Source organism: Bifidobacterium sp. UTCIF-38 (assembly GCF_006454495.1).
GTDB lineage: Bacteria > Actinomycetota > Actinomycetes > Actinomycetales > Bifidobacteriaceae > Bifidobacterium > Bifidobacterium callitrichos.
In genome coordinates this window covers 12,965-36,953 of sequence record NZ_JFAL01000014.1, presented here as the reverse complement: position 1 = coordinate 36,953, position 23,989 = coordinate 12,965, and the positions used below count along the sequence as shown (strand labels likewise).

The 23,989-nt window shown below is 63.5% G+C and carries 14 protein-coding genes and 2 tRNA genes; 8 read left to right on the top strand and 8 right to left on the bottom strand.

Annotated features, from left to right (window positions below; all coding sequences use genetic code 11):
* Positions 1–1,226: beta-galactosidase domain 4-containing protein (locus BW11_RS05740; protein ID WP_140476349.1), on the top strand; the 1,226-nt coding region annotated here is incomplete at its 5' end.
* A 462-nt stretch (positions 1,227–1,688) separates the two neighbouring features.
* Positions 1,689–2,828 carry a VanZ family protein gene (locus BW11_RS05735; RefSeq protein WP_140445333.1) on the top strand — a complete coding sequence of 380 codons (1,140 nt, stop codon included), beginning with the start codon at positions 1,689–1,691 and terminating at the stop codon, positions 2,826–2,828.
* Between the two features lie 143 nt (positions 2,829–2,971).
* Here BW11_RS05735 and gdhA read toward each other — a convergent pair whose 3' ends face one another.
* The 3 genes from gdhA to BW11_RS05720 form a co-directional block, all read right to left on the bottom strand.
* Positions 2,972–4,318: an NADP-specific glutamate dehydrogenase gene (gene gdhA / locus BW11_RS05730; protein ID WP_140445332.1), complete on the bottom strand. Its 1,347-nt coding sequence runs from the start codon at positions 4,316–4,318 to the stop codon at positions 2,972–2,974.
* A 387-nt stretch (positions 4,319–4,705) separates the two neighbouring features.
* Positions 4,706–4,778 (bottom strand) — tRNA-Ala (locus tag BW11_RS05725).
* Between the two features lie 79 nt (positions 4,779–4,857).
* Positions 4,858–4,931: transfer RNA gene (locus BW11_RS05720), tRNA-Ile, on the bottom strand.
* A gap of 180 nt (positions 4,932–5,111) precedes the next feature.
* Between BW11_RS05720 and BW11_RS05715 the strand changes: the two genes are divergently transcribed.
* Entirely contained in the window at positions 5,112–5,936 is an 825-nt protein-coding gene (locus tag BW11_RS05715) for a M48 family metallopeptidase (protein ID WP_375137636.1), read from the top strand.
* Positions 5,937–6,506: 570 nt separating this feature from the next.
* On the opposite strand, the gene BW11_RS05710 is transcribed toward BW11_RS05715, so the two are convergent.
* The 3 genes from BW11_RS05710 to BW11_RS05700 all read right to left on the bottom strand — a co-directional run bounded on the left by BW11_RS05710 (position 6,507) and on the right by BW11_RS05700 (position 9,822).
* The gene (locus tag BW11_RS05710) at positions 6,507–6,986 is read right to left on the bottom strand and encodes a Dps family protein (protein WP_043166669.1); all 480 of its coding nucleotides are present in this window, start codon (positions 6,984–6,986) and stop codon (positions 6,507–6,509) included.
* Positions 6,987–7,327: 341 nt separating this feature from the next.
* On the bottom strand, positions 7,328–8,668 hold the full coding sequence (locus BW11_RS05705) for a hemolysin family protein (RefSeq protein ID WP_140445330.1): 1,341 nt from the start codon (positions 8,666–8,668) through the stop codon (positions 7,328–7,330).
* Between the two features lie 443 nt (positions 8,669–9,111).
* The gene (locus BW11_RS05700) at positions 9,112–9,822 is read right to left on the bottom strand and encodes a carbonic anhydrase (protein WP_258184618.1); all 711 of its coding nucleotides are present in this window, start codon (positions 9,820–9,822) and stop codon (positions 9,112–9,114) included.
* A 526-nt stretch (positions 9,823–10,348) separates the two neighbouring features.
* Between BW11_RS05700 and ahpC the strand changes: the two genes are divergently transcribed.
* A complete protein-coding gene (gene ahpC, locus BW11_RS05695) occupies positions 10,349–10,912 on the top strand; it encodes an alkyl hydroperoxide reductase subunit C (RefSeq protein WP_043166665.1) in 564 nt (187 codons plus the stop codon).
* 125 nt (positions 10,913–11,037) lie between these two features.
* Positions 11,038–12,990 carry an FAD-dependent oxidoreductase gene (locus BW11_RS05690; protein ID WP_140445329.1) on the top strand — a complete coding sequence of 651 codons (1,953 nt, stop codon included), beginning with the start codon at positions 11,038–11,040 and terminating at the stop codon, positions 12,988–12,990.
* A 372-nt stretch (positions 12,991–13,362) separates the two neighbouring features.
* On the opposite strand, the gene BW11_RS05685 is transcribed toward BW11_RS05690, so the two are convergent.
* Positions 13,363–16,119: a phosphoenolpyruvate carboxylase gene (locus BW11_RS05685; protein WP_140445328.1), complete on the bottom strand. Its 2,757-nt coding sequence runs from the start codon at positions 16,117–16,119 to the stop codon at positions 13,363–13,365.
* Positions 16,120–16,651: 532 nt separating this feature from the next.
* Between BW11_RS05685 and BW11_RS11815 the strand changes: the two genes are divergently transcribed.
* A complete protein-coding gene (locus BW11_RS11815) occupies positions 16,652–18,805 on the top strand; it encodes a threonine/serine exporter family protein (RefSeq protein WP_223847621.1) in 2,154 nt (717 codons plus the stop codon).
* 177 nt (positions 18,806–18,982) lie between these two features.
* The gene (locus tag BW11_RS05670) at positions 18,983–20,644 is read left to right on the top strand and encodes a sodium/proline symporter (RefSeq protein ID WP_140445327.1); all 1,662 of its coding nucleotides are present in this window, start codon (positions 18,983–18,985) and stop codon (positions 20,642–20,644) included.
* Positions 20,645–21,024: 380 nt separating this feature from the next.
* Here BW11_RS05670 and BW11_RS05665 read toward each other — a convergent pair whose 3' ends face one another.
* Entirely contained in the window at positions 21,025–22,605 is a 1,581-nt protein-coding gene (locus BW11_RS05665; protein ID WP_140445326.1) for an amidohydrolase, read from the bottom strand.
* Positions 22,606–22,902: 297 nt separating this feature from the next.
* On the opposite strand from BW11_RS05665, the gene BW11_RS05660 reads away from it, so the two are divergent.
* Entirely contained in the window at positions 22,903–23,952 is a 1,050-nt protein-coding gene (locus tag BW11_RS05660) for a DUF559 domain-containing protein (RefSeq protein WP_140445325.1), read from the top strand.
* Positions 23,953–23,989 lie beyond the last annotated feature (37 nt).

Below are 23,989 nucleotides of genomic sequence, written 5' to 3'. Positions count from 1 at the left end.
TGAAGATCGTCCCCGACGAGTCCGGCGTCACGATCACGAACGACAACCTGTTCGTGTCGACGGCCGACTACGTGTTCACCGCGCGCGTCCTCGTCGACGGCATCGAGCGCTGGCACGCCGACTACCGCTTCGACGTGCCCGCCGGCGCGAAGGTCCGCGAGCCGATCGCGTTCCCGCACGTCACCGATCTGGTGCCGCTGTCCGGCCGCGCCGAGATCACGTATGAGGTCGACCAGCGTCTCGCCGAGGCGACCGACTGGGCGCCCGCCGGCTACGAACTGGCGTTCGGCCAGCACACGGCGATCGTGTCGTTCGACGGCGATGGCGATTCCGCGCAGGCCGCTGCTGGCGACTCCCGCGCGGTCATCGCCGAGGACGGCTTCAATTCCGGCATCCACAACGATGTCGCCGAAGTCCTCCTGTCCAAGACGGCCGGCGGCATGGTGTCGTTCCGTTACGGCGACCGCGAGATGGTCATCCGCCGTCCGAACCTGACGACGTTCCGCGCTCTCGTCGACAACGATCGCGGCAACGGCTCCGGCTTCGACCGCGCCCAGTGGTTCGCCGCCGGACGTTACGCCCGCGTCACCGGCACGTCGATCGAGAAGACCTCCGACGGCACCGGACTCGTCGCACGCTACGACTACGAGCTCGCCGACGCCAAGCGCACGCCGGTCACCGTGTGCTACGAGGTCGACGCGGCCCTGCATGTGCACCTGACCGTCGAATACGCGGGTGAGGAGGACGCGCCGACCCTGCCGGCGTTCGGCCTCGAATGGACGCTGCCGGCGCAGTACGATCACCTGAAGTTCTACGGACTCGGCCCCGAGGAGACGTACGCCGACCGCCTGCACGGCGCGAAGCTGGGCGTCTACTCGCGTACCGCGGCCGAGGACTGCGCACCGTACCTGATGCCCCAGGAGACCGGCAACCATGAGGGCGTGCGCTGGGCCGAGATCACCGACGTGAACGGCCACGGCATGCGCGTCGCTGCGGCTCCGGGTGCCTCGCCGTTCGCCGTGAGCTTGCTGCCGTACAGCTCGCTGATGCTCGAGGAGGCCACCCACCAGAACGAACTGCCGCCGGTCCGTCACACGTTCCTGCGCCTGCTCGCCGCCCAGATGGGCGTCGGCGGCGACGATACGTGGGGCGCCCCGGTCCACGACGAGTTCCAGCTGCCCGCCGACAAGCCGCTGACCCTCGACGTGACCCTCCAGCTCATCTGATCCGGGGTATCCGGCCGTCTTGGTACTCCGGTATTACCGGTACCTCGGTAACCCGGTACCCCGGGTACCCTAGGTACCTCCTCGGTCATCCTTATCCTTATCCTTATCCTTATCCTTATCCTCATCCCCATCCTCATCCCCATCCTCATCCCCACGAGGACCGTACGCTGAGCAATCGCCAGTGTACGTTCCGTGGGAGTATCGCTCCGCAATCCCCCGCATTCGTACGCTGACCAGTCCGCAGCGTACGAAATCGGGGGATTTCGTCGTTCAAGCCCCGGACGACGTACACTGCGGCCGACTCAGCGTACGGTGATCGGGAATCGCCCTGTGATAGTCCCCGGGAACGTACGGAAGAACTGCACGGGGTCGTATGGGGCCGTAATGTATGAGGTCGTATGTGATCGTATAGGGACGTATGAGGTACGGGACGTATGAGGCATGGGTCGTATAGTGGTGCCAATGTTGGGATACCTGAGTTACTTCTCCACATCGTTCATCATCGCGATGATCCTGTGGCCGGTCGTCTCGATTGTGCTCACCCTGCCGATCCTCGCGGGACTGTATCACCGGCATCACCGGCTACGTGCGATGTCCGTACTCGCCTCCTACCTGAGCACGCTGTACTTCACCGGACTCATCGCCCTGACGCTTTACCCGATGCCCGACGACCCGGACCGGTTCTGCACGGTGCACGCCGGCGACTACACTCCACAGCTCAATCCCCTGCGATTCCTCGAGGACATCCAGACGGGAGGTCTGTACGGGCTGTTGCAGCTGCTGATGAACGTCGTGTTCTTCATCCCGCTCGGCTTCGTATTCACCCGCTGGCTGCGTTGGTCATGGTGGGCGGTGCTGTCCTCCGGCCTTGTTGCATCGCTGTTCATCGAGACGTCGCAGCTCACCGGATTCTGGGGACTCTACCCGTGCGCCTACCGCCAGTTCGACGTCAACGATCTGATGACGAACACGCTTGGCGTACTCGTCGGATTCGTCATCGCGAAACTGTTCACCCGCTGGGTGCCGCAATCGGCCCTGCCCGGGCGAGATGACGTGAACATGCGTCCGGGTGCCATACATCGTGTGGTCGCCTACGTGATCGACATGATCTTCGTCGTGCTCGTCTACTTCCCCGTGACGCTGGCGATGGTCTTTGCGTTCCACTGGATGTCGACTCCGCTGCCGAACGGCGACTACACGCTGTTCGGAGGGCTGATCACGCTTGGCAACGGCTGGTTGAACGGCGTCGCGCCATCGGCCGCGGCGCTCGCGTTCCTCGTGTTCGAGCTGGCGATTCCGGCGACGCATCGCGGGCAGACCCTGGGCGGCATGTTCACGCACATGACGATCGAAACGGTCTCGCGACGCGGATGGAGCCGAGTGGCGTTCTACGCCGTGCGCACGCTGGTGCTGGGCCTGTTCACCGAAATGGCGATTATCGGGTTCATCGGCGCCGATTCCGACGCATTCCGCTCCCTGCTCGAGTATGCGATTCTCGGCTTCCTGATCGTGTTCGTCTTCGAACTGCTCACCCGCCGCGCGCCGTGGGATCTCATTGCGGGGAATCCGGCGAATCCGTCGAATAATCCGTCGAATCGATAGACCTGACAAAAAATCCGGCGCATGGAACAGAGAGGATTCGTTCCACGCGCCGGACGACTGAATCATGACTCCCCTGACGATGAGGGGACGGTCAATGTGGGTGAATTCCCGATGCCGGGTGTTCACCCACAGGTTCTATATGCTCACAGCACGCCCTGGGCGACCATCGCATTGGCGACCTTGACGAAGCCGGCGGCGTTCGCGCCGAGCATCAGATCACCCTCGTGGCCGTACTCCTTGGCAGCGGCCAGCGAGTTGGCGACGATGGTCTCCATGATCGACTTGAGCTTGGCGTCGGTCTCCTCGAAGGTCCAGGAGAGACGGTAGGAGTTCTGGCTCATCTCCAGACCGGAGACGGCCACGCCACCCGCGTTCGCGGCCTTGGCCGGGCCGTAGAGCACGCCGTTCTTCTGGTAGACGGCGATCGCCTCCGGAGTGGACGGCATGTTCGCACCCTCGCACACAACGGTCACGCCGTTGTCGACGAGCTGCTGCGCGGACTCGCCGTCGATCTCGTTCTGGGTCGCGCACGGCAGGGCGATATCGCCCTTGACGCTCCACACGCCCTTGCTGCCCTCGTGGTACTCGGCGCCCGGCACACGCTCGGCGTACTCCTTGATGCGGCCGCGCTCGACTTCCTTGATCTGCTTGACCACGTCGACGTTGATGCCGTTCGGATCGTAGATGTAGCCGTTGGAATCGGACACGGTGACGACCTTCGCACCCAGCTGCTCGGCCTTCTGCGCGGCGTAGGTGGCCACGTTGCCGGAACCGGAGATGATCACGGTCTTGCCTTCGAAGGAGTCGTTGCGCAGGACGCGCAGCGCTTCGGCGGTGTAGTAGCACAGGCCGTAGCCGGTGGCCTCGGTGCGGGCCAGCGATCCGCCGAACTCAAGACCCTTGCCGGTCAGAACGCCGGAGTACTCGTCGCGGATGCGCTTGTACTGGCCGAACAGGTAGCCGATCTCGCGGCCGCCGACGTTGATGTCACCGGCCGGAACGTCGGTGAACTGGCCGATGTGACGGGACAGCTCGGTCATGAAGGCCTGACAGAAGCGCATGACCTCGGCGTCCGACTTGCCCTTCGGGTTGAAGTCGGAGCCGCCCTTGGCGCCGCCCATCGGCAGCGTGGTCAGGCTGTTCTTGAGGATCTGCTCGAAGCCGAGGAACTTGATGACGCTCTCGGTGACGGTCGGGTGGAAGCGCAGGCCGCCCTTGTACGGGCCGATCGCGGAGTTGAACTGGATGCGGTAGCCGCGGTTGACCTGAACCTTGCCTTCATCGTCGGTCCACGCAACGCGGAACTTGATCACGCGCTCGGGCTCGACGAGGCGCTCGAGCACGCCCGCCTTCTCGTATTCCGGGTGCTTCTCGACGACCGGCTGCAGGCTCTCGAAGACCTCCTGCACGGCCTGCAGGAACTCCGGCTGATCGCCGTCGCGCTTCTCGACCTGCGCGTAGACGCGCTTGACGTACTCGTCCGTGAGCATATGGACTCCCCCTTGGGTTTGGGCTATCAATAGACGTTTCCGATTGTATGCACGTGCCGTTCGATCCGGCAAGGGTCTGTCCACGCTCTGTCAGTGGATGATTGATCGGCTCCATCGAGCGGTGTCGGATCCCATCGCGTTGTGATATTCCCATCGCGCGGTGAGACGATTTTTCGATTTGGCGGAATACCGCCGTTTTGCATCACCGCGTGATGGGTGAAACACCACTTCATGGGGATGTTGTTGCGTAATGGGGCGCGAGAGGGCGTGATGGGAACCGGGGAACCTGGGAATCTGGGAACGCTGTTAGGGCCTGCAAACGAGATAAGGGCCGTGGAATCGGTTGATCCCACGGCCCTCATCCTGTCCCTGAAGTGTCGCCACTAGTGGAGCATGCCGGGTTCGAACCGGCGACCCTCTGCTTGCAAAGCAGATGCGCTACCAGCTGCGCCAATGCCCCAGTGTCCCTAGTTCGAAAGGCGCCTCTTCAGTTGCAGATAGAAAAAAATAGCGGCTCAAACGGCCGCTGTTTTTTCCTGTGGGCCCGGGAGGACTTGAACCTCCGACCTCATCCTTATCAGGGATGCGCTCTAACCACCTGAGCTACGGGCCCGTCCGTGCACTTCAAAGCACAAGCAGTTATAATACAGGTCATTCGAGGTTTGTCAAAGAATGCGTGCGTTACGGCGTGTCGCCTTATGGGAGTAGGAGTGAGTGGCGATTTCATGGTGTACGCCGGGTAGTCACAGGATGAAGAAATCGCGATGTCCTCTCGGTAGACACAATGGCGGATATGCCATATCGTCGCCGCCCCTCCCGCGTCAGTCCCTTCCCTGCCGTCATCTCCATGCGTGTGATCGACGTCGACGGAATGCCGGTCGAGGTGACGCGCAAACGCATCAGAAACATGTATCTGCGCATCAAGCCTCCGTCCGGGGAAATCGTGGTGTCGGCGCCGGCGCGGATGTCCGAACGTATGATCGTCGATTTCGTGCGCGGCCGACGTGAGTGGATCGATCGGCAGCGCGAACGCATGGCCAAGGCGCGTCACGAGGCGATGGCGGGATTCGGCGAGGGCGAGTTTGATCCGTCGAGTAACGGTGGTGTTGGTGGTGTCGGCGGTGTCGAGGAAGCCGGCGACGACCTGTTCTCCGTCAGCGGACTGGATCCGTTCGATGGCGATACGCGTTCCGTTGACCCTGTCCCCTCGACGTCTCCTTCGTCGGACTCCCCCGCCTCGAACGACGGCGACGATGCCGATTTCGATCGCACCCATGTGTGGACCGACGATCGCCGCAAGCGCGCTGAGGAGGCGATCAACGCGGCTTTGCCCGGTCTCCTCGACAAGTGGACACCGATCGTCGGCAAATCGCCCACGCACATCACCCTGCGATTGATGACCTCACGATGGGGGTCGTGCACGCCGAAGACCGGGCGTATCAGACTGAACCTGCAACTGGGGCTCATGGAGCCCGAGTTCCTCGAATACGTGCTCGTCCACGAGCTCACCCACCTGTGGGAGCGCGGTCACGGCGAGCGGTTCCGCGCGCGCATGGACGCCTATCTGCCGCGTTGGCGCGATCTGCGCCGCGAACTCAACCGCCGCATTGTGTTGTAGCACCGTGATCCGGCGTCGTGTTGCGGGTGTGGGCCCGGATGGCGGCCGGGACCGGTCCTCGCTTAGCTATGCCGTCTGCGCGTCTCCCAGCTGTGCCGCTCAACGCTTTTTTCAGTGTTTTTGGCGTTGAGCGGCACGACGATGCGTCGTTACCGACTCGCCACCTTATTTGACATGTTGTCAAAATGGCTATTTTTCAACGATTCTGCAATAGCCGGTATCTCGAGAGCTGTCCTTGCTGCCGATGTGTCTGCCGCTCAACGTGAAAAAGCGCCGAAATCGCGTTGAGCGGCACGGTTTTCTGCCGCTCAACGAACATCAACCGATTGACATGCGCTGAGTGGCAGACTCATCACGCATCCATCCCCGATCCGCCCCGATCGACGTATCGGATCCTATGGGATCGGACGTCTCCCAGCCACACATAACGCCGGATACCACGTCTCCATCTGACCATTTATAACGCGTTATAACGCGTGTTTCGCGTGACAATGAGAAATGCGGTTCCCTTGAGACAAGGAGAACCGCATTTCTCATAAGTCAGTGTCAGTCAATAGAGAAAACGCCTACTCACGCGAGGTGAGAGCGCATGAACCACTGGAACTTCTCGAGCTCCTGGACATGGTCCTGGATGATGTTGGAGCTGATCACGTCGAGGTCGTCGAGCTCGGCGATGGCCTTGCGGTCGTCGGCGATGAACGCGTCGTAGTACTCGATGAGCGCCTTGAGGTACTCCTCGGTGCCTGCGCGGCCTTCGACATCGAACGCCTTCCACGTGCGGTTGCGGGTGATCGCGTCGGCGCGGCCGTCCGGCGTGCCGCCCAATGTGGCGATGCGCTCGGCGGTCTCATCGGCCTGAGCGAGGACGACCTCGACCTGCGGGTCAAGCATCTCATGCACGGCGATGAAGTTCGGGCCGGTCACGTTCCAGTGCGCGTGCTTGAGGACCAGAGCGGCCTCCTGCTCCTGGCTCAGGCGGTTCTGCAGAATCGCGATGGCCTTCTCGGAGACGGCCTCGTCGAGGCCGGGGACGATGAATGCGAGTGCCATGATTGTTCCTTTCCTTCCTTGTGGGAGTCTCCCATAAGGAACCTTGTATTACCCAGTCTAGAGGTTTCGGCTTCAATCAGGGCCGAGGCGACGTGCCGGCGTACATACTGGCGTACGTTCCTCCGGGTCTTTCCCCTAGACATCCGGGCAAACGTACTCTTGACAACCGTTAACGTACGTTTGCCCGGATGCCCCCCGAAAAACCCCGGAGGAACGTACGTTTGGTAACCGTTAACGTACGTTCCTCCGGATGCCCACCGGAATAACCCGGTGAAACGTACGCCGACATCATAGGGAGTCGTCGTTGGTGCTGGCGTACGTTGGTGTCAGTTGATTTGGTGTCAGTTGGTGGCCCCGGTGGCCCCACTAGTTGGCTCGTAGTGGTCCGGCGCGCCGGCCTTCTTCACCTCGATGGTCTCAATACGGCGGCCGTCGACCTTCGTGACGATCATGTCGTAGCCGTCGTCGGAGTGGAGCACGTCGCCGACCTCGCCCATCTTGCCGGTGTGCGCGAGGAAGTATCCGGCGACCGTCTCGTACGGGCCGTCCTCCAGTTCGATGCCGGTCAGGTCCTCGAAATCCTCCAATGTGGTGCCGCCCTCGATCGTGGCGACGCCGTTGACGAACACGCTGCGACGGTTGCGCGGACCGCCCTTCTCCTCGGGCAGATCGTATTCGTCGTGGATGTCGCCCACCAGTTCCTCGGTCATGTCCTCCAGCGTGACGATGCCGTCGGTACCGCCGTATTCGTCGATGACGACGGCCAGATGGATGCCGCGCTTGCGCAATAGCTCAAGGCTCGGCAGCAGCTTCGACGTGCCCGGCAGCGAGATGCCCTCGCGCGTGATATCGGCGACGGTCTTCGCATTCGGATCGCGCACGTCGAGCAGGTCGCGCACGTGCACGAAGCCGAGCACGTCGTCGAAGTCCTTGCCGGTGACGGGGTAGCGGGAGTACGGCATCTCGCGCACGTACTTGGCCGCGTCGGGGATCGTCATCGATCCGTCGAGGAACACGACGTCGGCGCGAGGGCGCATCACCTCGGCGACGATCGTCTCGGAGGCGTCGAACACGTCGTCGAGGATCGTGCGCTCGTCCTTGCTCAGGTTCGTGTTCGTGTTGACGAGTACGCGCAGCTCATCGTCGGACACCTCGGATTCGGTCTCGTTCGGGTCGAAGCCGAGCAGTCGGACGATACCGTTCGTGTTCTTGCCGATCAGCCAGATGATCGGACGGCAGATCTTCGCGAACACGTCGATCGCCGGGACGACCGCGCGCGCGATCTGTTCGGTCTTCTGCATTGCGATGCGCTTCGGCACCATCTCGGAGATCACGATCGAGCAGTAGGAGATGATGAGCGTCAACACGATCGTCGTCAGCGGTGCGGCGATGTGCTGCGGGACGCCGAGCGCCACGACCCACGGCACGATGAACGGCGAGATCGACGATTCGCCGAACGATGCGGACAGGAAGCCACACAGGGTCACGCCGATCTGCACGGTCGACAGGAAGGTGTTCGGATCGCGGGCGATTTTGGCCACGCGGGCGCCGCGGGCATCCTCCTGTTCCATCTGGTCGATCTGCGAGCCTCTCAGGCTCACCAGCGCAAGTTCGGTGCCGGCGAAGACGGAGCCGAGCAGCAGGAATACGAAGATCAGCAGGATGTTTAAGCCAAGTGACATGTCTCCACTCTAGGGGAGCGGGGAGTCAAGTCGGGTTCGTGGAGGCTGGTTGGCTGGTCGGGGTCGGTCGGAGGGCGTCGGCGTGATGCCCGGCGTACGTCATTGGTGGCTTGCGGGAAGTCATCCCCCGGATTCGTACGCTGACGCCGGCGGCATCGTCGGCCGGGCGTATCCGGGCGTACGTTCCGCGGGGTCATAATCGTGGAACCCCTCGGGGACGTACGCTGACTGTCTCTCACCGTACGCTCCCTGTGGCTTACCCGAGGTCATCCCCCGGATTCGTATGCTGACGTCGGGTAAGCGTACGAATCCGGGGGATAGTCCGGCGTTGGCCCCCGCCGCCGTACACTGATCGCCCGTCAGCGTACGTTCCTTGGGGTTCTTGGGGTTGAGGACGATGGGGCGGACAGAGGCCGGGGCACGATGGTGCCTGAGGCGGCCGATCAGAAGCTCAGCACCTCAACGAGGCCGGTGTCGAGCTGGTAGCGGGCGCCGACGAGCATCAGACGGTCCTCGGCCAGCGCGGTCTGGATGACCTCGCTTCTGGAGACCAGATTCTCGATCGTGCTCGCCACATGCACGCGCTCGATGTCGTCCTGCGCCTCGAGTTCGGCCTCGCGCGCCTGCCAGACGGACATGCCGACCGAACGCATGATGATCGACTCGGATTCGGCGATGCGCTCGTCGAGCGAGTCCATGAGCTCGGCGGCGGCCAGCGAATCGTCGGCGTCGGCGGTGGCCTCGTGCAGCATCGCGTCCAATCCGTCCATCGCCATGTGCACCGCGCCGCAACCCTGATGGCCGAGCACCACCAGCAGGCTCACGTTCAGTTCGCTCACCGCGTATTCGAGCGAGGCGAGCACGCCGTCGTCGACCACCTGACCGGCGGTGCGCACGGTGAACAGATCGCCCAATCCCTGATCGAAGACGATCTCCGGGGGTACGCGCGAATCCGAGCAGGACAGCACCGCCGCGTCCGGGTTCTGGCGGTCGATCAGCGACTCGCGCGTCTGCGCATCCTGCCACGGATGCTCCGGCTTGCCCTCGGCGAACCGCCGATTACCCGCCAGCATGCGGCTCCACGTCGCATTCGCCGTGGACTGCTCGGGATCGGTGGGACCCTGCCTCTGCTCGAACTGCTCGTCAGTCGTCATCGTCGTCTCCTTGTCGATGTTTCGAACGTATCGTCGTCGTTCCTGCGTTCCCGGCGTGCGACGCCTTGTTCGGCACCCTATCTGCCGGGTGGTTGCCGGTTGATCATCGGGTGATTGCTTTACGGCCCATAGTAGATCATCAACGTTGTATCGCCCGTTCATCCCTGGATCATCCCGAGCGATGTTCGGGTAACGGGCGGGATCGTCCGGGAGTCTCACGGCTGGCGGAGGTCCGTCCGGCGGCCGTCCAACGCGCGGATGGCCGCATACGGGGATCGTGCCCCGTCCGCGCACCCGTTCGGCGATTGTCTTTCCATACGATTCCCGTGTCCATTTTCGTCTGATTCCCGCTTGTGATGTTCCTCATACGGTCTTTCGCGCGCCGCCCGTTCCGCAGGCAGTGCGTTCGGGATAGGATGGGAGGGCATGGGGAACGACCCGGCTGTCGGCCGGGCGGAATCGGTCTGATGACAGCCTGATGGCAGTGGCCGATTCCCCGCGAAGACTCTCACGGAAAGGAACAATGATGACTCTTCTGCAGCACGAACTCACCGACTTCAAGGTCCAGGCCTTCCAGAACAACGACTTCCACGAGGTGACCAAGGCCGACGTGCTCGGTCACTGGTCCGTGTTCTTCTTCTACCCGGCCGACTTCACCTTCGTCTGCCCGACCGAGCTCGAGGACCTCGCCGCCAAGTACGAGGACTTCAAGAAGATCGGTTGCGAGATCTACTCCGTGTCCACCGACACCCACTTCGTGCACAAGGCGTGGCACGACGCCAATGAGAAGATCGCGAAGATCCAGTACCCGATGCTGGCAGATCCGACCGCCCTGCTCGCCCGTGACCTCGACACCTACAACGAGGTCGACGGCATGGCCGAGCGTGGCGACTTCATCGTGAACCCGGAGGGCAAGGTCGTGGCCTACGAGGTCATCTCCTCCAACGTCGGCCGCAACGCCGACGAGCTGCTGCGCCGCGTCCAGGCCTCCCAGTTCGTCTACGAGCACGGCGATCAGGTCTGCCCCGCCAAGTGGCAGCCGGGCGAGGACACCATCGAGCCGAGCCTCGACCTCGTCGGCCTGCTGTGACAAACAGCCTCGGCCCCCTCTGATGAGACGTTGCCGTTAAGCGAACAGCAGAGCTGTTTGTGGGCGACGTCTCATCAGAGGGGGCCTACTTGTTAGGGGCCTATTTACTACTTGAAGGAGTTTGCATGACTGAGAACAACAGCGATCTGTACGACGTCGTCGTCATCGGCGGTGGCCCCGCGGGACTTACCGCCGGCCTGTACCTCGCCCGCGCCCGCTATCGCGTGCTCGTGCTCGAAAAGGACGATTTCGGCGGACAGATCACCATCACCAACGAAGTCGTCAACTACCCCGGCGTCGGCCGCACCACCGGTCGTGCCCTCACGCAGACCATGCGTGAACAGGCGCGTGACTTCGGCGCCGAGTTCCTCTCCGCCGAAGCCACCGGTCTCGACGTCGACGGCGACGTCAAGACCGTGCACACCTCGCGCGGCGACCTGAAGACGTTCGGTATCCTCATCGCCACCGGCGCCTCCCCGCGCAAGCTCGGCTTCGAGGGCGAGGCCGAGTACGCGGGCCGTGGCGTCGCGTACTGCGCCACCTGCGACGGCGAGTTCTTCACCGGCAAGGAGGTGCTCGTCATCGGCGGCGGATTCGCGGCGGCCGAGGAGAGCGTGTTCCTGACCAAGTACGCGAGCAAGGTCACCGTGCTCGTGCGTGAGGACGACTTCACGTGCGACGCATCCGTCGCCGCGGAAGCCAAGAACAACCCGAAGATCGAGGTGCGATACGGCGTCGAGTTGAAGGGCGTCACCGCCGGTCAGGGCGGGCTGCGCGAGGCGACGATTCTCGATCGCGCGTCCGGCGAGACCGAGACGTGGAAGCCGGCCGACGGCGGCACGTTCGGCGTGTTCGTGTTCGCCGGATACGTGCCCGCGACCTCGCTCGTGCGCGGTGTCGTCGACCTTGATCCGCAGGGGTACGTCATCACGCACGACTATCTCGAGACGTCCGTGCCGGGCGTGTACGCGGCGGGCGATCTGCGCGTCAAGAACCTGCGTCAGGTCGTCACCGCGACGGCCGACGGCGCGATCGCGGCCGTCGAGCTGGAACGCTACGCGAAGTCGATGAGCGAGAAGACGGGACTCGTGCCGCCGCGTCCGACCGCGTCCGCGTACGAGAAGGCCGAGGCTGAGGCTGCGAAGGCCGGGGCCGAGGGCACGACGCCCGCCCCCGCGCCGGTCAAGCGCAGCGCCGATGCGGCTGCCGTCGCCTCCGCCTCGCGCAAGCCCGGCGAGCTGTTCTCCGATGCGATCAAGCAGCAGCTCGGCGTCGTCTTCGGACGCATGACCCGTCCGGTCACGCTCGCGCTGGAGCTGGACGACACCCCGCTTTCGGCGGAATTGCAGGGATTCGTCGGTGAGATGGTCGCGCTGTCCGGAGGCAAGCTGAACTCCGTGGCCGTGGATGCCGCCGGTTTGATCACCGCAATCGACGGTTCCTCCGCGCCGGCTGGTCTGGTGGTCGGCGAACCGCTGGAGATCGCGCTGCCTTCCGCTGTCGCCGCGGGTGCCGCGGGCTCCGGCGACGGTTCCTCCGCCGCGATCCTGCCGACGTACGGCTCCCTCGACGACACTGGCCGCGCCGAGTTCGATCCGGCCGGTCTGCTGCCCGGTGCCCGCCCGGCCGTGCGACTGTGCGTCGCGGATCCGGCGAGCGACGGTCGACTGACCTTCACCGGTCTCGCGTTCCACGGCGTGCCCTCCGGCCACGAGTTCAACTCGTTCGTGCTCGGTCTGTACAACGCGGCCGGTCCCGGCCAGCCGCTCGACGACGACCTCAAGTCGCGCGCGGAGGCGATCGACAAGCCGACCGACGTGATGATTCTCGTGTCGCTCACCTGCACGATGTGCCCGGAGACGGTACTCGCCTCCCAGCGCATCGCCTCGCTCAACCCGAACGTGCGCGCCGAGGCCTACGACATCTCGCACTTCCCGGAGCTCAAGGACCAGTACGGTGCGATGAGCGTGCCCTGCATCGTCATCAACCGCGGTGGCGATGGTGGCGAAGCCGGCGAGCAGAAGGTCGAATTCGGCAAGAAGAGCATCCCCCAGATGCTCGCGCTGCTTGGGGCGTGACGTTCTCCGGCCTTCGTGGTTCCCGGGATTTCGCCTTGTGATCCCGGGAACCGCAATCGTTCTCGTTACCCGTTACCCACTATCCACGCTCACCCGCTCCCCCATCGCACCCATCGCGTGGTCTGAAGGCCCATCGCGCGGTGAAAGTCACATGGAGCGGTGAGGGGATTTTGCGGATTGGCGGAATATAGCCGTTTTGCGTCACCGCTCGATGGGGAAGTCACTGCTTCATGGGGAAGTCACCGCTTCATGGGGCGAATCACCGCGCGATGGATGAGATGCTCACGTCGGGGTGATGCGAAAAACGGGAGGAGCCCCGCAACCTGACAGAGGTTGCGGGGCTCCCCGATGATTCGACGGCGCGGACCGGAATCAGCCCGTGTTCTGCAGGCCTGCGGCGACGCCGGAGACCGTGCAGAGGATGAGATAGATGAACCCGGCCTGCTGGCTCTTGGAGAGCTCTTCCTTGTCCACCTTCTTACGCAGCGAACGCAGCGCCAGCACCTGGGTGACGGACAGCGCGTCCACGTACGGGGAGCGGATTCGGATGGCCTGACCGAGCACGTGACGGTGCTGCAGCGGCCACTTGTCGCCGACGATGTCGAGCACCCACTTGCGGGTGAGCTCCATCTCGTGCATGACCTTCTCCGGCAGATCCGTGCGATCGTCGAGCGCCAGATACATCTTGGCGATGCGCTCGTCGGTCTTGGCCAGCGACATCTCGATGTTGTCGATGAACGTGGAGAACAGCGGCCATTCCTCGTAGGCCTGACGCATCGTCTCCAGATCGCCGAACTGCTCGCACGCGGTGCCGAGGCCGTACCATGCGGCCAGGTTGATGCGCGCCTGAGCCCAGGAGAAGATCCACGGGATCGTACGCAGATCGTCGAGCGACTTCGCACCCAGGCCACGCTTGGCCGGACGGGAGCCGATCGGCAGCAGGCCGATCTCCGTCAGCGGCGTCACGGTGGAGAACCACTGCGCGAAATCGGGCGTGTGCAGCAGGTCGAGGAAGCGGTTGTGCGCGGCCTCGTCGAGCTCGTGCGCCATCTCGGCGTACTTGGCGGTCATGTCCGTGTTGCGCTTCTCGACGCTCGGCGCGGACTGGAGCAGGGTCGCCGCCGCAACGGACTCGACGTGGCGGATGGCCAGCACCGGGTTGCCGTAGCGGGCGAAGATGACCTCGCCCTGTTCGGTGAGCTTGAAGCGGCACTTGACCGATCCGACCGGCTGGGCAAGCACCGCGCGGTTGGCGGGGCCGCCGCCACGACCGACGGCACCGCCGCGGCCATGGAACAGGGTCAGGTCGATGTCGTGCGATTCGGCCCACTTGGCGATGCGCTCCTGAGCGGAGTGCAGGGCCAGCGTGGCGGAGGTCGGGCCGGCGTCCTTCGAGGAATCGGAGTAGCCGAGCATGACCTCGAGCTTGTTGCCGGTGGCCTTCAGACGAGCCTGCACCTCGGGGATCTTGATCATTTCCTCGAGCACGTCCACCGAGTTCTGCAGATCCTCGAGCTGCTCGAACAGCGGGATCACGTCGATGGTCGGCACGTCCTCCGGATGTGCGAAGGCGAGACGGTTGAGCTCGTAGACATCCTTGATGTTCTGCGCGCTCTTCGTGAACGAGATGATGTAGCGGCGTGCGGCCTTGAGTCCGTTGCGCTTCTGGATCGAACCGAGGGCGCGGAAGGTGTCGAGCACCTCCTGGGTCATCGGCTGCAGCTCGCCGCGCTCACCGTGCAGGCCGTGCTCGCGGATGTCCGCGAGGGCGCGGGAGTGCACGACCGAGTGCTGACGGAACTCCATCTCGACCATGTGGAAGCCGAAGGTCTCGGCCTGCCAGATCAGGTCCTGCAGCGGGCCGTAGGCGGAGCGCTTGGCGCCCGCGTCGGCCAGCGACTGCTGCACGACCTTGAGGTCGGCGATGAAGTCGTCGCAGGTGTGGTACATCAGGTCGGCGTCGCGCAGGATCGTGTAGTGCAGGCGATCGGCGATCACCAGCATGACGGCGCGGTGCAGCTCCTTGGTGGAGATCAGCGCGGCCTTGTCGGTGAGCCTCTCGCTCATCTCCTTCTGGTGGCTCCACAGCACCCTGAGCGCAGCGCTCGGCGGCGTGGTCTCGGCCTCCATCGTCAGGTTCTTGCCGACGGTGCGGGTGGCCTCCTCGAGGGCGCCCAGCACGTGGTCGGAGAACTTGCGCGCGACCTGACGGCTGACCTTCGCGGTGACGTTCGGGTTGCCGTCGCGGTCGGAGCCGATCCAGCTGCCCGGGTGGAAGAACGCGGGGCAGACGGGCTCGACGAGTCCGGCCTTGTCGCCCAGAATCCAGTCGTCGAAGCGGCGGTAGACCTTGGGGATCGTGTGGAAGAGCGTGTTGTCGAAGATGTCGAGAATCGTGTCCGCCTCTTCGACCGGGGTCGGCTTCTTGAGCGCGATCGGCGAGGTGCGGAACAGCGCGTCGATCTCGTTGTAGAGGCGACGCAGGTTCTCCTTCTTGTCGGAGCCGCCCAGCAGCTTGTTGGCCGTCAGTAGCTCGGAGATGCGGCGGATCTTGCCTTCGACCGCCTTACGGCGGGCCTCGGTGGGGTGCGCGGTGAACACCGGGTGGAACTCGAGTCGGTCGAGCAGCTCCTTGGCCTTCGCCGGGCCCATCTCGTTGATGAGCTGATGGTAGGCGACGGTGAGCTCGTTGATCGGGTCCACGGCGCTGTCGTCGCTCACCTTGGCCTCACGTGCGTGCAGCACGGAGACGCGGTAGTCCTCCTCGCACAGGTTGGCGAGGTGGAAGTAGGTGGCGAACGCACGGGCCAGAAGCTGGGCGTCGTGAAGCTTCATGGCGTCGATGACTTCCACGGCCTTCTTGAGACCATCGTGATCCGGATCGGGATCGACCATCACGCCTTCGAAATGCTCGGCGCTGGCCTCGACGGCGTACTGGCGTACTTCGTCGAACGTGGCGAGCAATTTGGGATCGAATTCGCCGAGTACATCACGCAGGATGTGCAGACACAGATCCATGTCGCTGGCGAGTGATTCGGGCAGAGCACGCTCTTCGGGACCCTTGGTTCCCGTACCGGTCGAGACTATCGTCGCGTCGGCTGGCGTGATCTGCTGATCGTTATCTGTCATCAGACCTCCTTCTGCCGTACCTCAGGTTGCCCGGTCTGACGGTCGCCCGCGGCTCCTCCGCGGTTGTTGAGGCCGTCCGTTGCGAGCCCACAGCCCGTATACGGCGTTTGGTTGTGGTCAGCATTCTATCGTCGCGAAATCGCCATCTATGTTACGAAGTTCGATTATCGGGCGATTTTCGGATAATCGGGGGTGATCGGTTTTCCGTGCGATGGTCGTGCGATGACCGTGTGATGGTCGCGGAACGAGCGTGGGACGACCATATGGCGACCCCCGATCGTCCGAAAAGTGGACACGAAAGTGAACGCGGCGATGTTCGGGGAAGGGCGCGGGGTAGCGTACGATCTCGGGTAATTTGCGGGGATTCCATCGCAATTCGTCGGATTTCCTTCATCAGAATCGAATACACATGCAACAGCAGACGGACCATACCGACACACAGAACGGGCGCCGCACCGACACCAAGGAACCGCCCAAGGAGCACGGTGCGATCGCCGTATCGCACTACCACACGCACTCCATTCCGCTGGACATGGAGGACATCGAACGCGACTGGGACAAACCGATCACCGAGGCGGGCATCGCCGCCAAGGCGAGCGTTATCGTGCGCGTCGGACTGCTTGACCTGTCCGCCGGAACCGGATCGTTCCGTGTGCGTGAGATGATGCATCGCATCGCCTACCCGCTCGGCGTGCACGTGCGCGCCGACGTGAATCTGACCGACATCGAGGCCGCGTGCACCGACGGCAAGGACCGCATCACCGAGGTCATCGACCTGCCCACCACCGGCGTCAACACCGAACGCATCTGGCTGCTCGAGCACTTCGCCGACTGGTTCAGCGTGAACCTCGGCGAGGAGAGCATGTACCACACGCGCCCCGAGGTGTCCAAGGGCCTCATGCAGCACCTCGACGAGAAGGACGCCTCGCAGATGTCCGCCAAACTCGCCAAGGAGCTGCGCGAGGAGGAGAAGGAGGAACGGGAACGTCAGGCCGAGGCGCAGGAGGCGCGAGGTGCGACGGGAGCCGGTACGGTCGCGACATGGGTGAATCGCCTCGCCGGCCGCGGCCATGACGTCAAGTCGGGTCAGTCGGGTCAGTCGGGTCAGTTGGACCAGTCGGACCATGACGGCAAGTCCGGTCAGGTCGAACAGGATGGACAGGACGCCGTCCTCGACGCCCTCGAAGCCGCAAGCCAGCACACCGATCCCGGACAGCCGCTCGCCGAACCGCTGGACGTGCATGAGAGCGACTGGTCCAAGTCGGCGATGACCGAATCGCTCGCCGAACGCGCCGAACTCGCCAAGCAAGAGGAGCGCGAACGGCAGGAGCGGCATCGTCGCCGCGGCGTCAACGGATCCGGCCACGCCGACTCCGAAGTGATGGGCCCCGACTTCGAGGACATGAGGGACAGGATGGCCGAAGTCTCGGATCCGGCCGATCGTAAGCCGTCACGCGAGCGCCTCGTCGATCGTGAGTTCCGTGAGGTCCGTGACGCGCATGAGGGCCGAGGCCGTCATGGCGTGGCGCCGGAAGAAGGCTTCGTCGGCAACGGCGTCGGCAACGGCAGCAGCGGCGGCACCAAGGCCGCCAACGGCACCGCGGGATCCTCCTCTCGCAAACGTGATCACAAGCCGCCGAAGGGCGAATACGCCGAACACTTCGACCACGTCGGCAAGACACCCGTGGCCGGCCGCCCCGGCATCACCGTGCGGCAGGCGCACAAGCGACTCGACATGATCGAGCACCGCAAGCCGCTCTACTCCCCCGCGTTCGCCGGACTCGCCTCCGCCATCGCCTGCGCGTCCTTCGTGTTCCTTCTGGGCGGCGGCCCGTACGACATGGTCGGTGCGTTCGTCGGCGCCGGACTCGGCCACTGGCTGCGCCGCCGGCTCTTCGCCCACCACCTGAACCAGTTCTTCGTCACCTTCGTGTGCGTGGCCGTCGCCGCGCTCGCCTGCACCGGCACGCTGCGACTGATCGGCCTGTTCGACCCGATCGCATTGCAGCACGACACCGCGTACATCGGCGCGATGCTCTTCGTCATCCCCGGCTTCCCGCTCATCACCAGCGGACTGGACATGGCGAAGATCGACTTCCCCTCGGGCATCCAACGTCTCGCCTACTTCCTGTGCATCGTGCTCATGGCCACGCTCGCAGGCTGGATGATCGCCACGATCGTGCACCTCAACCCCACCGGATTCGAGCCGCTCGGGTTGAACCCGTGGGTCAACGCGCTGCTGCGCGCCGTGTTCGCGTTCCTCGGAGTCTGGGGCTTCTCGATCATGTTCAACTCGCCGCAGCGCATGTGCCTGACCGCCGCCGTCATCGGCATGATCACCGACACCCTGCGTCTCGAGATCGTCGACGCCGGCGTGCCCGCCGAAGCGGGCGCATTCATCGGCGCCCTGCTCGCCGGCCTGCTCGCCTCCGCATGGCGATCCTCGGTACGCAAGGGCTGGCTGCCCCCGCACCTTGGCTATCCGCGCATCTGCCTGACCGTGCCGTCGATCGTGATCATGGTCCCCGGCATGTATATGTACCGCGCGATGTGGTACCTCGGCAGCTTCCAGACGATCCACGCACTCGACTGGGCGTTCCGCGCGTTCATGGTGATCGTCTGCCTGCCGATCGGACTGGCGATGGCCCGCGTCATCACGGACAAGTCCTGGCGCTACGACATCTGACCGGCGCTTGATCGGCAGGCTAACCGACCTTCGCGCCGCGGCCGAACGCGCCCATACTCTGAGACGGTTTCGTGGCGTTTTCGGCGGATTGTCCGCACTGTCGGGGAACGTCGAGCGATATCGGGGAACGAGCACACAAGACAAGAGCGGAACGAGAGAAAGTAAGGCGGCCTTATCGTGGCGAACGATTTCTGGATCCTACTGGCCATGGTCATCTATTTCACGGCCATGCTGTCCATCGGATTCATCTACTCCAAACGATCGAACTCCTCATCGAAGGAGTACTTCGCCGGCGGCCGTGGCGTCGGGCCATGGCTGACGGCCCTATCCGCCGAAGCGTCCGACATGTCCGGATGGCTGCTCATGGGCCTGCCGGGCCTCGCCTACTTCACCGGCGCCGCCGACCCGATGTGGACCTCCATCGGACTGGCGCTCGGCACATACCTCAACTGGAAGCTCGTCGCCCGGCGACTGCGCCGCTACTCGGTCGTTGCCGGCGACGCGATCACCATCCCCGACTTCTTCGCCAAGCGCTTCCATGACAAGCGCGGCGTGATCTCGACCATCGCGGCGCTCATCATCCTCGTGTTCTTCTGCGTGTACGTGGGCAGCTGCTTCGTGACCGTCGGCAAGCTGTTCCACGCGCTCTTCGGCTTCGACTATCACCTCATGATGATCATCGGCGCGCTGGTCGTGTTCGTATACACCATCGTCGGCGGATACCTGTCGGTCGTGATGACCGACTTCATTCAGGGAGTGCTCATGTTCTCCGCGCTCGCCGTCGTGTTCATCGGCACGGTGGCCTCCGCGGGCGGCATCGGCAATACGGTCGCGTTCCTGCGCGCCATCCCGGGCTTCATCTCCGGCACGCAGGTGGCGGTGCCGCAGCTCGACCCGACGTCCGGGCAGCAACTCGTCGAGGCGGGCAAGGCGGTGTTCGGCGCACCCGCCGACTACGGCATCATCACCATCGTCTCGATGCTCGCCTGGGGTCTCGGCTACTTCGGCATGCCGCAGGTGCTTGTGCGATTCCTGTCGATCCGCAGCGTCGAGGAGGTGCGCAAATCACGGATCATCGCCACCTCCTGGTGCGTGCTATCGCTCGCCAGCGCGGTGTGCATCGGCCTGGTCGGGCGCGCGATGATGCCGACGCACCTGCTTACCTCGGGCGACGCGGAGACCATCTTCATCGTGCTCGCGCAGACGCTGCTGCCGAGCTTCATCTGCGGTGTGGTCGTCTCCGGTATCTTCGCCGCCTCGATGAGCTCGAGCTCGTCGTACATGATCATCGGCGCCTCCGCGATGGGCGAGAACATCTTCCGCGGGCTGCTGCACCGCAAGGCCACGGACAGGCAGGTCATGATCGTGGCGCGTCTGACTCTGATCGTCATGTTCCTGTTCGGCATCCTCGTGGCCTACGACCAGAACTCGTCGATCTTCCAGGTCGTCTCCTACGCGTGGGCCGGTCTGGGCGCCTCGTTCGGCCCGCTGATGCTGTGCGCGCTGTACTGGCGCCGCGCCAACAAGGCGGGTGCGGTGGCCGGCATGATCTCCGGCACCGCTGCGGTGCTCGTGTGGCATAACCTCATCAAGCCATTGGGAGGCGTGTTCGCGATCTACGAACTCCTGCCCGCGTTCCTCATCTCGCTGGCGTGCATCATCGTGGTCTCGCTGCTCACGGCCCGTCCGAGCGATCGCATGCTCTACGAATTCGATCACTACATGGATGATCCGCTGCCCGGTACCCTGCCCTCCGGCACGCTCCTGGTCGACGAGCCGATGCAGGCCATGGAATCCGAGGTCAATCCGCGGCGCGGTGATACCTCCCACGATGCGTGATGCGGGGACGTGGGTTGCAGAATGCGCGCGCAGCACGTCCCTGATTGCAGGATGAGCCGGTCTGGCACAAGGTGGGCATGAGGTGGTCGATTCATTAATGAATCGACGGCGCAGGATACTGGTTTTCTGCTGGGTTTCTGCGTTACAAGGGGTACTTTCGGCCTGTTGCGGACATCTATCTCGCTTACGTGGGGTACTTGTGTCAGGTATACGGGACCGAGAACGGCTTGATTGCAACGAGGTCAAGCCGTTTTCAGGCCTTGATACTTCGGACAAGTACCCCTCGTAAGTGAGATAGATGTCCGCAAACGCCGCAATGTACCCCTTGTAACGCAGATAGCTTGTCTAGTACCTCACCGCACTGTTCATCACCGTGCCGTTCAGAGGATGCGCCTCCCGCCGACGAACGTCATCGACACGTGCTGCGGCATGGCGCGCATCTCCTCCGGGGTTCGGGCCTCGTACGGGTCGGTGTCCAAGAGCACAAGATCGGCGGGGTCGCCGGCTTCGAGATGGTCGCGCCCGGCCGCCGTGGATGCGGCCAATGCCACGTCCACAGGCAGGCACTGCTCAGGCTGGAACGGCTCTCGATCGGAGTTCTCCGTGCCGAACACTGCCGCGGAGATGGCCATCCACGGATCAAGCGGCGCAACCGGGGCATCCGACCCCATGCGCAGCCGCGTGCCGGCGTCGTACAGCGACCGGAACGCATACGGGATGCCGGCCGGATACGCCCAGAAGCGGGTGATCACATCGCGGTCGTCCATCGCATGCTGCGGCTGGATGCTCGCGTCGAGCCCAAGCTGCGCGAGACGCGGGATATCGGAGCGCTTGAGCATCTGAGCATGCTCGATCGACCCATGGGCGCGCGTGCGCTCGGCCGCATTCAACACGATGGTATTCGCCTCGTCGCCGATCGCATGGCAGGCGATATCGAAGCCATGCTCGGTGGCGAGCCGCATGTACTCCTCGATCTGCTGCGGCGTATAGCTCAGCGTGCCGTAGGTCGGCGGTTCGATCCCTGAATACGGGGTCGAGCAGTAGGCGGAACGGGTGTTGAGCGAACCATCCGAGATGAGTTTCATCGCGCCGACCGTGCCGAGCCCCCGCGATCCGGGCAGTTCCTCGCCGGTACGCCAGCCGTCGTCGATGGCCTGCTGCAGGCGTTCCGGATAGACGCCGGCAGCGACGCGCAGACGATCGATACCGGAAGCGAAACGACGGATCCACGTATCGATGTTCTCGGCCATTTCGTAATCGCGAATGCCGACCACGCCCTTGCCGGCCGCATCCCGCTCGGCCTCGCGAAGCAGACGGTCGGTCTCCTCGGCAGCCCCCGGCGCCTTGTCGAACTGAGTGTAGGCGTCGAACCATTCGAGCTCGCCGACGAGCCCGGTCTTCTCATCCACATGGACGCCAAGTCGTCGGGCCGCCGCCGAATTCACCCATCCGCAGTGCATGTCGGCGCTGGAAAGCGCGACCGGCTGCTCGCCGGTCACCGCATCGATCGCAGCCAACGTGGGCTGTTGATCGTCGGACCACAGCGAGTGACGGAACCGCATGCCCACCACGAACGCATTCGGGTCAAGTGTGCCTGCGGTGCGGCGTTCGTCAAGATGCGTGCGAAGCATCGCCATCGCCTCGTCGGCCGACCGGGCGCTGATCAGGTCAAGGCGACCGAGGGTCTTCGACCACTGCGTGAAATGCGTATGGCAGTCCCACAGTCCGGGAATGACCCACAGACCGTCGGCGTCGATGGTGTCGGCCGTGTCGGCGTCGGCCGTGTCGGAAGCCGAGACTGACGCCGTTGACAAAGATGACGTCACGGAGACGATGCGTCCTGCGCGGATGCTGAGGTCCACGCGTGTATCCGTGCCTACATCGCTGCCGGGAATGTGCGCATTGATGATATTGAGATCGCGGTCGTTCGGATCGCCGCTCGTGCTATTGCCGTTGTCCATACCGCTATGGTGCCACTGTCGGATGAGGGAGAGAGGCGTCCTTTCGACCGTTGAGCCGAATGATTGTGTCGAATGGTTAAGTCTCCTGTGCCGTCCCCGCCCGGCGGTGTCCGACAGCGCGATGGCCCGGTTATCCACAAACGCCCGCATCTATGCACGGCTTATTCTTCGATCAAGGTGCGATTCCCCAATGCCGCATAATCTGGGTTAAGCCGGATGCCTGCATCTCGCAGTCCTCGAAGAAAGGGATTGCACGGTTGTGCCGGGCAAGGAAAGCAGAGGATCGAGGAGGATCTGATGGGCGATTCGATGGCATTGACTGAGCTTACGGAACTGAAATATCGTCGTATGGAGGTGTGCGCTGCGATTCAACGGCGCACGGATTGGCGTCCGCCATATGCTTTGTCGACCGCTTTGGAACTGATGGCGATCGAGTTGCCTCGCATGCCTGCGTTGCCGTCGCGTCGGCGAATGCGGTACCGGAAGCGTAGTCGAACCAGTGAAGACGTGGCGGTGGCGGTTCCTCATCTCAATCGCCGATACCGGGTCAAAGGAGTCAATGCGGTGGTGTGGCGGTTCCCGATGGACACCGTCACGGTCGAACGGCAGTTCGCATGCACGTCCCCGCCTTGCACGTGGGCGATGTTCGCCCCATATGTGGGTTTGGAGGAGCTTATCGTGCTGGGGGATTCCATGACCCGGCGTGATGGGCGTCTGCGTCGGTCGACAGTGGAGGAACTGGGCCTGTACCTCGATGGTGCCGAGGAGTACGCGCGGCAGGAGCGTGAGGCGGGGCGCCAATGTCGGATGTTCAGAGGATATGCCGATTGTCGTCGTGCGCTGCCGATGATTCGCGAGGGCACGGATTCCTCGATGGAGACGCGCACTCGATTGGCGTTGATGAAATACGGATTGGATTGTCCTCGAGTGAACTACCCCGTGTTCATCGGACATGGAGAGAAGACCCTGTATTTGGACCTTGCATATCCCGAGTTCAAGATCTGTGTCGAATATGACGGCTCTCATCATGCCGGTCAATGGCTAACTGATGTCAAAAGGCGGCAGATACTCGAGGATGCAGGATGGAAGTATGTCCAAGTGACGACAATGGATATTGGTGATGACTCCTCTGAAGCGGCCTTGGCCGGCAGGGTTGCGGAGAGAATATACGAGGTAACGGGTTCGATCGCACCACTGACCGAGAGAAAGACCATTCGTCAGATCTGCGATGGCAGAAGTCGGTATTGCAAGCCGATGCACCTGCGACTTGGATTCACCCCATTGTTGAATTCTGGTGTCGGTGATGGTGAGGCGCTGGTCGATGTCATCGGTGACTGTGACCCGTGAGGATGGTGGTTCTCCAGACTGGGACACTGCCTATCTG

Bases quoted from the DNA above. Each gene is read 5' to 3' on its own strand.
- BW11_RS11815 (WP_223847621.1), top strand. From the start codon at position 16,652: ATGGAGGACATCGAACGCGACTGGGACAAACCGATCACCGAGGCGGGC.
- BW11_RS05665 (WP_140445326.1), bottom strand. From the start codon at position 22,605: ATGGACAACGGCAATAGCACGAGCGGCGATCCGAACGACCGCGATCTC.
- gdhA (WP_140445332.1), bottom strand. From the start codon at position 4,318: ATGCTCACGGACGAGTACGTCAAGCGCGTCTACGCGCAGGTCGAGAAG.
- BW11_RS05685 (WP_140445328.1), bottom strand. From the start codon at position 16,119: ATGACAGATAACGATCAGCAGATCACGCCAGCCGACGCGACGATAGTC.
- BW11_RS05700 (WP_258184618.1), bottom strand. From the start codon at position 9,822: ATGACGACTGACGAGCAGTTCGAGCAGAGGCAGGGTCCCACCGATCCC.
- BW11_RS05660 (WP_140445325.1), top strand. From the start codon at position 22,903: ATGGGCGATTCGATGGCATTGACTGAGCTTACGGAACTGAAATATCGT.
- BW11_RS05705 (WP_140445330.1), bottom strand. From the start codon at position 8,668: ATGTCACTTGGCTTAAACATCCTGCTGATCTTCGTATTCCTGCTGCTC.
- ahpC (WP_043166665.1), top strand. From the start codon at position 10,349: ATGACTCTTCTGCAGCACGAACTCACCGACTTCAAGGTCCAGGCCTTC.
- BW11_RS05735 (WP_140445333.1), top strand. From the start codon at position 1,689: ATGTTGGGATACCTGAGTTACTTCTCCACATCGTTCATCATCGCGATG.
- BW11_RS05715 (WP_375137636.1), top strand. From the start codon at position 5,112: ATGCCATATCGTCGCCGCCCCTCCCGCGTCAGTCCCTTCCCTGCCGTC.
- BW11_RS05690 (WP_140445329.1), top strand. From the start codon at position 11,038: ATGACTGAGAACAACAGCGATCTGTACGACGTCGTCGTCATCGGCGGT.
- BW11_RS05710 (WP_043166669.1), bottom strand. From the start codon at position 6,986: ATGGCACTCGCATTCATCGTCCCCGGCCTCGACGAGGCCGTCTCCGAG.